This is a genomic window from Cyanobium sp. BA20m-14, from assembly GCF_024346295.1.
Map to the genome: position 1 here is coordinate 1 of NZ_JAGQCR010000095.1, position 10890 is coordinate 10890.

Consider the following 10890-nt stretch of genomic DNA (forward strand, 5'->3'; position numbering starts at 1 on the left):
GCTTGCCGCCTGCGCTCACCCTGATGCGGCAGTCAGAACCCAGGTAATCGGCCCGCTGCGCATAACCCGCCTGGGCCATGGCCTGGTGGAGCTGGCACCAGCTGGTGCCGGTGAATCACCGGATTGCGCTGTTTGTCTGCCGATCCGTCAGGCGCTCCAGTTGGCCGCCGAGCTGGCTGGACTGCTGGCCCGCCGGGTGGAAGCCCACCAGGCAGCGGTGGCCGATCTAAACGCCACCTTGGCCGAGCCGATGGAGGTGCAGCCATGACCGCAACGATCACCCGCGCGGCAACAGCAACCCCGGCAACTGTTGATGAAGCCACCAGATCGGTTGAACTGCTGATCGCCACCGAATCCCCGCTGAATGGGATTCAGCTCACCTGCACTCGTGCAGCAGTGACTACATCAGATGCGGCCGTGCCGGTGTTGATGAGCCATGAAAACCACGTTGACGCGATGGCTGGCCGCTTAGGCCCGCTGCGCTTCGAGTCTGGAAAGATTCTCGCAAGAGCGTTTTTCAGCGACGCGCCGGCCGCCGATGCCGGTTGGCAGCTGGCCAAAGCAGGTTGCGCCGTGAGCGTCGGAGCGAGTTTCGTAAACGATGACTCCGAGATGAAAGGCTCACTCGAAATAGTTCGCCGATGGCGACTGGTCGAAGTGAGCCTGGTGCCCGCCGGCAAAGATCCCGCCACCCTTACCCGTTCACTTTCTTCTATCTCCCCCATGGACAACATCATTCAGGCCACCGAGCCCATCACCGAATCCGCCGATGACCAGGAGCTGACCCGCTCCGAAGCCAACCGTCAGCTGCAGATCATCCGCTCTGCTGGCCTGGCCAAGCTCAGCGCCGATGAAACCGATCGGATCATCCGCGAAACCGCCGGCCAACCTGTAGCCGCTGGCCTGATGCAGGTAATCCAGCGCCACGCCGAAGTAATCGAAGGCCGTGCCGGCGCTGCTGGCCATCCTGCGCGGGTCTTCACCGGCAACGGCGAGCCCCAAGGAATTGAAGCCACACTGACCCGCGCCATCCGCGGCGAGCGCCTGGAGCAGCCGCTATGGCTCACCCTGCGCTCTGCTGGTGTCGGCCATGGCAACAGCGCCACCGAAGTCTGGCGGTCTGCACTGACTGGCGAAGGCCGCTGGTTGGCCCGGAGCCTTAGTACAAGCGACCTGCCAGCCCTGCTAACCGAATCCGGGAATCGCAGGCTGATGGAGCGGTTCCAGGTTGCAGAATCTGGTGTGCGGGTGGCTGCCAGTGTGCGCCGGCTGGTGGATTACCGGGAAGCTGGAGTGATTGACGTCGGCGCCGTAGGTTCCGCCAAGGTCATAAATGAAGGCGGCGAGATTACGTTTGGCTCCGTGAATGAATCAGGCGCTAAGTACCAGCCCAAGCGGTTCGGAATCGGCCTGAGCTTCACACCGGAAGCCATGGCGAATGACGATCTGGCCGGCCTGGATGCTGCCCTGTCCGAGCTGGCCGCCGCGATGCTTGACGCTGAATCTGTCGCCCTGGTGGATCTGCTGGAAGGCGCCGCCAACGGCCGCAACGCACCTGATGGCCTGGCCCTGTTCCATGCCAACCACGCCAACGCAGTCAGCGCCGGCCCGCTGGCGATCCAATCCATCGGGACCGCCGTTCAGAAATTGAGGGAAATGAAAGCCATCGGCGGCCGGTACGTCGCACAAGAACCTGCAGCTCTGCTTGTGGGCTCTGCGATGGAAACCACCGCCCGGCAGCTGCTGTCCACCGCGATCAACGCTGCCCAGGCTTCCAATGTGAATCCTTGGCAGTCACTTGAGATCGCAGTGGAGCCCCGATTGAGCGGAACCTATGCCTACATCATTGGTAATTCCCGCAAACCGCTGGAGCTTGGCCGCCTAACTGATGGCCCGGTGCTAACTACCGAAATCCAGTTTGAAACTTCCGCGTACAGGGCGAAGTCTGAACATGCTTTCGGCGCCATCGTGCAGGAGCACAGGTCGATTATCAGGATCCCCACCGCCGCCTGATAGGTCTTCCATAGGCTGAGATCGGATCGGGTCTTCCAGGGTTGCCGGCTAGAAATAGCCGGCTTCCTTGTGGGTGGGTGGCGATATGGGCCCAGCCGCGATATGATCACAGCAGGCCCAGGCGAGCGCAGCAGAACGCGCCCTAGGCCAAAGCCATGCACCCCGACACTTGCGCCGCCCTGCGGCTGCTGGTGCTTGCCCTGGAGACACACCCCGAAGATCTCGCGATCCTGCAGATTTACGGGGATATGGGCGAACACCTAGCCGATTTGATAGCCGATTACATCGACGAAGACGACGAAGCCAGCGACACGGAGTAACCCCACGCCCCAGTCCAGAGCCACTGCTATGGCCACAGGTACGCGGGCCCACCGCTGCGAAGTGTTACAGCCCTGGAGCGGGCGCTCCCGCGAGAAAGGGCTTTTTCGCGGGAACGCCCCCTAGCTGGATCAGCTCGACACCCACCCCGATGCCGCTGCGGTTGCGATCCAGTAGGGGGCCGGCATTATTTCAGGACTGGCTCAGACGGTCTCAGATGGGCTCATACAAAACGCAGGGAACCATTACGGAGATCGACCGCATGGCGCTCTCCAGCTGGTACGAAGGCCAATCCGTGCCCCGATCCACCGCCTTCAAGCTGGTGAAGCTGGCAGGCATCAAGACCGAAACCATGAAGGTGCCAAGCAGCCGGGCACCCGTGGCGGCCATCAACGCAGAGCAGAGATCAAAGCTCGATGCCCTGGCGCAGATGCTGCAGAACGGCGTGACCATGGCGGAGCTGGAGAGACAACTGGCCGGCGCCCTGGTGGCCACCAGCAGCCCGGCTGAGACGGTCTCAGACAGTCCAGCCCCAGAGCCACAACTGCAGGACCATGGCACCCTGCTGGCCCGCCTGGAAGCCGGAGAGCGCGCACTAAATACGGGGCTACCGCTGAGCACTGCCGAAATCGCCTGGCTGATCCAGGCGCGCCCTGGTGGTGAACGAGTTCACCGTGCTGGCGTTGTGGCGATCAAACACGGCCGCAACTGCTGGCAGCTCAGACGGTCTGAACCAGTCTGAGCTTGCCCCCAGACGGTCTCAGACGATCCGAGATAACCATCTGGGACTGTCCTAGACGGTCTCAGACGGTTACGCTCCAATGGTGGACCGGCAGGGGTTGCACCCCCTAACCGGTTCTGAATCCCGACGTACCGGAACCCATGCAGATTCTGCATAAAAAACTGCCCACCATCTGGCCCCTGCAGGTAGGGGAACCGCCCACACCCGCATCTGAACCAGCTCTGGCCTTAGTGGAGTTGACCCGCGATGCCCGCGACGATGCCCAGGTGATGCTGGCCCAGATCGGCGCCGCACCTGACGCAACACCCGCGGCAATCGAGCTGGCGCTCCAGCTGCAGCAGCTGCTAGCCGAAGCGGTGGCGCTGGCGGTGGCGCTGGCGGTGGAAACCTGAGCGGGAAGCCGGCGCTAGCCAGAAAAGGCGTTTTGGCTAGCGCCACCAGCCGTGATCAATGCCCCATTTTGGGGCTTTGATTTTCGGTCGCAGCACTAGCACCCATACCTTTTGATTTGAAAAGCCCCCCATACATTGTTAACGGCCGCACCTAATCAATGCCCCACCAACCACCAACCACCGTGCTGGGCGTTCGCCTGGAGCCTGCCGTACTGCGGCAAGTGCATCAGCTGGCAGAAGCCCGTGAGCTGACCATCAGCGACGCGGCGCGGCACCTACTCAACATCGGCCTTACGCAGCTCCAGACCACCGCCTGAGCTGGACCTGCCGCTCCAGTTGCGGCACCCTTAACCCAGCCGTCACGAACAGATGGCCCCCTGAGAGTCGGCGTGGTGCCCATGCACCACAAAGGCCCTCACTCCTGGAAAGAGCAAGGGCCTTTTGAACGTGGCGGTTCTACCGGAACCATCACCATGACGATAGCAAAGCGGAACCCTTCCGCCAGTTTTTCTGCAGCTCAGCATCAGTCTAAGAAATCCCCGCCGGTTGCGCCAGAGCTGGCGCCATTCGACCGCGACCGCTGGCTGAATGACTCCCTGCCGCTGCTAGATGGCATCGGCCCACTGCTGCCAGGCGCAGCTGACAAGCGGCCAACCGTGGGCAATGAATGGGAGCAGCAGGCCGGCTGGAGCCTTGGCCGACTGCACCAGCAGGAGCCAGAGACAATCTGCTGGCACGTCGGCGCTGCGCCCGGTCACGTCGGCATAGACATCGACGGAGCCAAGGCGGCCGCGTTCTGCCAGAACCACGGCTGCGACCCATACACCGCCGACACCTGGCGCATCATCCGCACCGGCAATAGCGAGCGCCTGAAGTTGGTCTTCACCGTCACGCCGGAGCAGAAGGCCGCACTGGTGGCCGGCGCCAAGACCGTCAAGCCAGGCGGCCAAGAACTGGCGGTGTTCTCCGCGCCTGGCCACCAGATCGTGGTGCTGGGCAACCACTACACCAAGGAGTCGGGCTACACGGAAAACGATGATCAATACGCCTGGGCAGGCCGAGCGCCTGCTGATGCTCAGCCGATGCCGCCTGAGTGGTTCGCCCTGCTGACTGGGGTCTTCTGCGGCGAGCGCCCACTAAAGCCACCAACGCGCCGCGCAGTTACCGCCACCAGCTCACGCAAGGCCAACGCCTACAGCAGCAGTTCTGGACAGTGGAGCAACAGCAGCACCGCCCATCCCTGCCCGATCTGCGGCCGCGATCACTCCGGCGCCTGCTCGACTCACGCCGATGGCAACTCGGTCTGGTGCTGCCACGGCCAAACCAAAACAGCACCCGACTGCAGCAAGGCTGGCGAAAAGATCACCGGAAACGATGGCCGGACCTGGGGATACGTCCGCAGCGAAGAGCACGACAGTTTTGGCGAGCGATCTCTCTTCGTGCTGGACAAGCCACGGCAGCAGGCCAAGCAGCAGCAGGCACAACAGCACCAGGAGCAGCCCAGGCAGGATCAGCCGGAGATCGAGCCACCGTTCACTGGCGGCGACTACAGCAGGCCCAGGAAGCTCGAAACCCATCAGGTTGTGGAGCTGCTACCCAAGCGGGTTGGCAAGTTGCGGCTGAATGTTCGATCCGGTGATGTCGTCGCACAACACCGCGATGGGCCCATGACCCTTAGCGGCAATGACATCGGCCGCCTGTACCTGCAGCTCAGCAGCCCTGCTGAGAAGTGGCCCAAGGACACCACCGCCGACGCCGTGGCCCTGCTGGCCAACCAGGCGCCTTTTGATCCGGTTGCCGACTACCTGAACAGCAACATCACAGCACCCTTGCCGCTGGAGCAGTGGCGGCGCCTGGACAAGCACCTGCTTGGCATCGACGACCCGATAGCAGCCTGGTTCCTGCCCCGTTACCTGATCTCAGCTGTAGCGCGGGTATTTAAACCCGGCTGCTACGTCAGGCAATCACCCGTGCTGATCGGCAAGCAGGAACGCGGCAAGTCAGAGATGGGGCGCATCCTGTTCGGCTCTGAGCACTGGGTTGAAGGTATCGGCGTTCTGAACAAAGACGACACGATGAAGGCGCACACCGCCTGGGGCGTTGAGTTAGCAGAGCTGGATGGTGTCACCCGCAAGAACGACCAGGAGTCACTCAAGGCGTTCCTGACAGAGAAGACAGACACCTATCGCAAGCCATACGACAAAGCACCAGAGAAGCATCACAGGCGGTTCGTTTTCTGGGGAACCAGCAACGGTGCACCGCTCCGTGATCACACCGGCTCTACGCGTTATGTCTGCATCCCGATCCCGGATAAGCAACTACCGCTCGATTGGGTACGGAAAAACCGCTCGGCATTGTGGAGCCGGGCGGTGGAGCAGTACAAGGCCGGCGCCGACTGGATCGCTATCTCCGAGCGGATGCGAGCGAACATCGCCAAGCGAAACACCAACTTCCAAGAGATCGACCCATGGGCCGATGAAGTCGGCGCCTACCTGGAGCAGCAGCAGGCGCTGGACGAACTGCCGGTAAAGGTGCCAACGGTGCTCAATCATTTGGCAGTGCCCCAGGAACGGCACAGCAACGCCGCAGCCAAACGCGTTACGGCCATTGCTGAGCAGCTCGGCTGGACCTACGGCCGGCGCCGCCTGCCGAATCGGACCAACCCTTCCGCTGGCTTATGGCCTGCTGAGCCTGTGCACACCGTGCACCCCGTGTGCACACCCCGGGGTGCACGGGGAAACTCCAGTGACAGCAACGGTTCTGCCGACCCTGTGCACACCGTGCATACCAACTCACAAACACTTTCAAAAAAAGAAGGGGAACAGGAGCCAGCAGCAGCAGCAGCAGCAGCGCCAGCGCCAACTCCAGACACTTTTGGCGTTTTTGGGGTGCACGGTGTGCACAGACCCCCAAACCCCAGTGCTGGTGCGGATCTCAGCGAATCGCCGGTGTGCACAGCGGTGTGCACAGCGGGGTGCACAGAGCCCGAATGGCACCAAAAAGCGCGGATTTTGCGCGATGCAGACCCGGAGATGGCCTACAGCACCCTGGCTCTGAATCTGCAAACTGACCTAGGCGTGGTCGTCACCGGCAAGCAGGTGCGGCAGGTGCTGGAGCAGAAGGCAGCGTGACTGTCTGTCGTACGGCTGACAGCGCCCCATAGACTGGTGTCAGTCGTACGATGGACTCAGCTATGGCCGCACCCGCGCCCGCGCCCGATCAGCACTCCCGCCTGCAGGAAGCTGCCGATCTGTTTAATGCTCACCTGTTTGGCGGCGAGCTCAGCCCCGTCTATCTGACGCTGCAGCACAAGCCAGGCTGCTACGGATACTTCAGCCCTGATCGCTTCAGAGCTGCTGATGGCGCCTTGATCAGCTCCATTGCTCTTGATTCAGTTACCGCCGTTGATCGGCCGTTGATCGAGCTCCTGTCCACGCTGGTGCATGAGCAATGCCATCAGCTGATCTACGAGCGGTCTGGCTGCAAATCAACCGGCGCTCACGGCCCAGCCTGGCGCCAGGCAATGCAGCGTTGCGGTCTGCCACCCCTGCAGGTGGGAGCAACCTGGAAGAAGGCCACACACCGCATTGATCCAGCTGGCCTGTTTGCTCAAGTCTTCAGCGCCGAACGTGAGCAACTTCAGGCGCTTCCGTGGCAGGAGCGCCATGGGACAACTGCTCGCAGCCGTGGCACGGATCGCGTCAAGTTCACCTGCCCCAGCTGTCAGCAGAACGCATGGGGAAGGCCAGCGGCTGAGCTCCTGTGTGGCAGCTGCAGCAGCCCCGGCGCCATGGTGCGCATGATCGGCACCAATGACCACGGCCCACGCTCTGGCGGTCCTGGTGCAGGTGGCAATGAGCCTGAGCCAACTAACTCGCCCGGTCTTCCTGTTTGGACTGATGAGCTCGGCCGTGAAGTACGAGTTCACACAGGCATAGATCACCCACCAGCAACCGCCGCAGAAGCCACCGCAGTGATGAGCCACGGCCTGGCCGCCAATGGCCACGCCGGTCTCTGGCAGCAATGGCAAGGCGCGCCCGACCTGGAGCTGCTGAAGTCGATCTATCGCATCCGAGCACGACAGACGCACCCTGATGCAGGTGGTTCGACTGAGGCTTTCAAGATGGTTCAGATCGCCTATGTCTGGCTGAAGAAGCTCTGCAGCTGACCCAGCACCCCTGCGCAGACTGAGCCATGACACTAAATGTCAACAACCGCGCCGCTGCTATGTATAGCTGGCCTAAAGGGCTGGGGGGGGGTGGGCGTTAGGTTCTCCGCCCTACTTATCTAGTAAGGGTCCACGATGCCTCACAGAATTGCTCCACTTAAGTTAAAAAACCTAGGACACTTCCCTGTTTCAGTCAATACGAAGCCCTTACCCGCGTCCCTGGCCGGTGCTGGTGTCCTGCTGTCCCCAGTCTTAGGACAGTTGATCCGATGCCGTGATTGTCAGTTTCAGCGAAGCGGCCAAGGTGCTGGGCATGAAGTCCCGGAGCACGTTGTACCGGCTGAAGGATTCTGAGTTGGCCCGCTACGTCAGGCCGCCGGCCCACCCTGGTGGCGCTGCGCGGCTGGAGCTGGCGCCAGATGGATTGCCGACCTTGAAGGCGTGGCTGGACAGCGTTTTGCAGCAGCAGAGCAAGACCCCAACTGTACCAATTGGTACAGTTGGGGATGAGCGCATTGAAGTTGCAGCTCGCAAGGGAAAAGACGGCAGAAGCTGCAAGCCCCCAGCGCCCGCTCCAGCTCCGGCACCTGCTGACCCTGCCAACGTCGCCCAGGGTCTGGCTGCCTTGGTGGCTGGACTGCCTGAAGATTCGATCCCGAATCTTGCAACCAGCCGAGAAAGGAGAGCGCACTATCAGGCCGAACTGGCCCGGCTGGAGGCACTACAGCAGCGTGGCGAACTGGTGGCAAAAGCTGAAGTAATGGCCGCAGCATTTACCGCCGTCAGGCAAACCCGCGACATGCTGTTAGGTATCCCCAGCCGCGTGGCGCCGCAGCTCGTGGGAGTTGCTGACACCCAAACCGCGTTTCAGTTGTTAGATCGAGAGATTCGATACTCTCTAACAGCACTGGCCACCGCGTTAGAAGTTGATGAAAACAGCTGACAGCACCAAGAATTGCGGCCGCCTAATGGGCGCTGCGGAGCTGCTGGATGCGATGTGGGCCGCCACCATCGCCGGCCTGAATCCCGAAGGCGTGACATCCAGAGGTTACGACGTAACGTCTGGCGTGGAGTTCTGTCTGGCCCAGGATGTCGAATCCGCTAAGGCTGAGATCGAGCGCCGGCTGAGAGCGCGATTCGCTGATGGCCTGGTGCAGCAGATCGCCATGCAGATTCCCAGGCTGAGCAAGGCCGAGCTGGCCGCGATTCGCGATCTTCACGCCGATGCGATTGCGGCCGATCAATAGGTTGCGAGCAGTGATGAGCGCGCTGTGCCCGAGCCCAAGGTGATCGAGGTGCCATGGCCACCGCTGGCGCTGAATGAGCAGGGCTGGCGCCAGCGCCTGGATGACCTAGCCACCGAAGCTGAGCAGCTGGTGGGCAAGCCGGTAACCCTGCAGCAGACCGCCGAGCTGGGGCTGGCGATGGTGGGGTTGATCTGGCCGGCGCTGTCACCGGAAACAATCGCCGCATCCTGCAGGGCGTCGGCGCTGCTGGGAGTGCCGGTGCTGATGTCCACGGCACCGGGCGATCAATGCGCCGAGATTGCCGAGCGCCTGGACTCGATCTACGCGCAGGCCCAGGCCGACCCTGCCGCCGCCCTGGTGGAGCTGCCGGCGCCACTGCTGCAGCGGGTAGTCGCAGAGCGCAAGCCAGTCGGCCGGCCCAAGCGGGTGAAAACTGATCACCAGGCTGAGCCGGAGCCGATCACCCAGGCGGTGGAGACTGATCACCCGATCGAGCTACCGGAGCCGCCTGAATGGGAGCCTGAAGATCACCCGATCGAGCTGGCGAAATCACCCGACCCGGTGATGGCTGATCACCCAACCAAGCCGGAGCCGGCACCAGCACCAAGCGAAGACCCCGACGAGCTGCCCGCAGCCTGGCGTGATTGCGCTACTCCAGAACCAGCACCAGAACCACCCGCACCGCCAACCCCTGCGGCCGAAGTGCCCGCCGAGTGGTTGCTGGCCGCCGATGTAGCCGAGCTGCTTGGCATCTCGCAGGTAACCGTCAGCAGGTGGCGGCTAGATGGGCGACTCGGCGCCGAAGGCCAGGCATGGTTGCAAAGCGGCCGAAGTTTCGCCTTCGAGCCAAACCAGATCGAGCTGGTGATGGATCAGCTGGCGGCCAAGAAACAGGCCAGCAGCGAGCGCACACCCCGCGCCCGCGTTGGTGATCAACGGCCTGATGGTTGGATGACCTGTAATGAGTTCGCCAGGGCTGCAGGTTGTAGCGGCAGCAAGGCCCGCGAGCTGGTGAGATATGGCGAAATCCCGCCTGAGATGGTGTTTCGCATCGGCCGGCGCTCGCAGTGGATTAACCCCGAAGCGGTGGGGTTATGGCGCTCTGGTGATATACCGGCCGCTGGTGCCTAGGCCAGCTGTACGAGAGACGGAAGGGAGAGAAGGGCACGAATCAGCACAACAGGCGTCCCCAAAATGGGGACAGCTCAAAGGGCCGAGTTGTTGACCAAGTCGCCGCCGAGACCGGCACCAGCAAGAACACCATCCAGCGCCCAAGTCCTAACCCTGCTGGAGCACACCCTTAAGCTCTCAGCATGAAATACCCCACACCCCTGCACCCGCTGCGCTACATCGACGAGCGCCGCGACGATGACACCCCAGGCGCACCTTGGCCGTGGAGCGAACCCGAATCCCCACAGGCCCGCCGTGCTGGTGTGGCGCCAATAAATAAATCTAAAACCGCTCCATAGATTGTTTGCAGTCGCCTTTAAGGCAATGGCAAACCCGCCCACAAAGGGCAATCAACAGGGGTTGGCGCAGGTAAGCGCCTTTATCGCCCCCTCGCTGCGCGAGCACCTACGGGAGCTAGGCGGCGGCAATGTGTCGCTGGGTCTGCGCTTGGCAATCACCCAGCCAGGCACAACACCATCCGGTGCACTCTGGATTGGCCGTGAGTGCCAACTGGAGCACCCGCGCCACAACAATGGGCCCTCGGTGCTGGCGATGCCCGAAGGGATTTTGGCTGAGGGCATCGGGGCTTCAAGCCTGCTGATCGACGCCGAAGCGGGGAAACTCGCCTTCATTGCCCCTGGTGATGCTGGCTGTCTCACTGACATCGGCCTAGCCGATCTGGCGCTGATGGCCGGCCGCCTGGTTGCTGCAGTGCTTGCCGCCTGCGCTCACCCTGATGCGGCAGTCAGAACCCAGGTAATCGGCCCGCTGCGCATAACCCGCCTGGGCCATGGCCTGGTGGAGCTGGCACCAGCTGGTGCCGGTGAATCACCGGATTGC

Annotated in this window: 13 protein-coding genes; all 13 read left to right on the forward strand. The window is 62.4% G+C overall.

Features of this window, described 5'->3' with window-relative positions:
- On the forward strand, positions 1-268 hold a 268-nt coding region (locus KBZ07_RS10120), incomplete at its 5' end, for a hypothetical protein (RefSeq protein ID WP_254931491.1).
- Positions 265-2013: a Mu-like prophage major head subunit gpT family protein gene (locus KBZ07_RS10125; RefSeq protein ID WP_254931492.1), complete on the forward strand. Its 1749-nt coding sequence runs from the start codon at positions 265-267 to the stop codon at positions 2011-2013. The genes KBZ07_RS10120 and KBZ07_RS10125, both read left to right, overlap by 4 nt.
- A gap of 155 nt (positions 2014-2168) precedes the next feature.
- A complete protein-coding gene (locus tag KBZ07_RS10130; protein ID WP_254931493.1) occupies positions 2169-2333 on the forward strand; it encodes a hypothetical protein in 165 nt (54 codons plus the stop codon).
- A 293-nt stretch (positions 2334-2626) separates the two neighbouring features.
- Positions 2627-3073 carry a hypothetical protein gene (locus KBZ07_RS10135; protein WP_254931494.1) on the forward strand — a complete coding sequence of 149 codons (447 nt, stop codon included), beginning with the start codon at positions 2627-2629 and terminating at the stop codon, positions 3071-3073.
- A gap of 140 nt (positions 3074-3213) precedes the next feature.
- Complete coding sequence (locus tag KBZ07_RS10140; RefSeq protein WP_254931495.1) at positions 3214-3465, forward strand: hypothetical protein; 252 nt, start codon at positions 3214-3216, stop codon at positions 3463-3465.
- 182 nt (positions 3466-3647) lie between these two features.
- Positions 3648-3782, forward strand: a complete 135-nt coding sequence (locus KBZ07_RS10145) for a hypothetical protein (protein WP_254931496.1) — start codon at positions 3648-3650, stop codon at positions 3780-3782.
- A 156-nt stretch (positions 3783-3938) separates the two neighbouring features.
- A complete protein-coding gene (locus KBZ07_RS10150; RefSeq protein WP_254931497.1) occupies positions 3939-6596 on the forward strand; it encodes a virulence-associated E family protein in 2658 nt (885 codons plus the stop codon).
- A gap of 62 nt (positions 6597-6658) precedes the next feature.
- The gene (locus tag KBZ07_RS10155; protein WP_254931498.1) at positions 6659-7633 is read left to right on the forward strand and encodes a SprT-like domain-containing protein; all 975 of its coding nucleotides are present in this window, start codon (positions 6659-6661) and stop codon (positions 7631-7633) included.
- A 274-nt stretch (positions 7634-7907) separates the two neighbouring features.
- Positions 7908-8576 (forward strand): DUF1441 family protein, encoded by a 669-nt coding sequence (locus KBZ07_RS10160; protein ID WP_254931499.1) that lies wholly within the window; start codon positions 7908-7910, stop codon positions 8574-8576.
- Positions 8563-8880 carry a hypothetical protein gene (locus KBZ07_RS10165; protein ID WP_254931500.1) on the forward strand — a complete coding sequence of 106 codons (318 nt, stop codon included), beginning with the start codon at positions 8563-8565 and terminating at the stop codon, positions 8878-8880. The genes KBZ07_RS10160 and KBZ07_RS10165 overlap by 14 nt, the downstream gene beginning before the upstream one ends.
- 24 nt (positions 8881-8904) lie before the next feature.
- A complete protein-coding gene (locus KBZ07_RS10170; RefSeq protein ID WP_254931501.1) occupies positions 8905-10011 on the forward strand; it encodes a helix-turn-helix domain-containing protein in 1107 nt (368 codons plus the stop codon).
- A 182-nt stretch (positions 10012-10193) separates the two neighbouring features.
- A complete protein-coding gene (locus KBZ07_RS10175) occupies positions 10194-10349 on the forward strand; it encodes a hypothetical protein (RefSeq protein ID WP_254931502.1) in 156 nt (51 codons plus the stop codon).
- A gap of 25 nt (positions 10350-10374) precedes the next feature.
- Positions 10375-10890 (forward strand): hypothetical protein (locus KBZ07_RS10180; protein ID WP_254931503.1); only part of this gene is annotated, 516 nt, incomplete at its 3' end.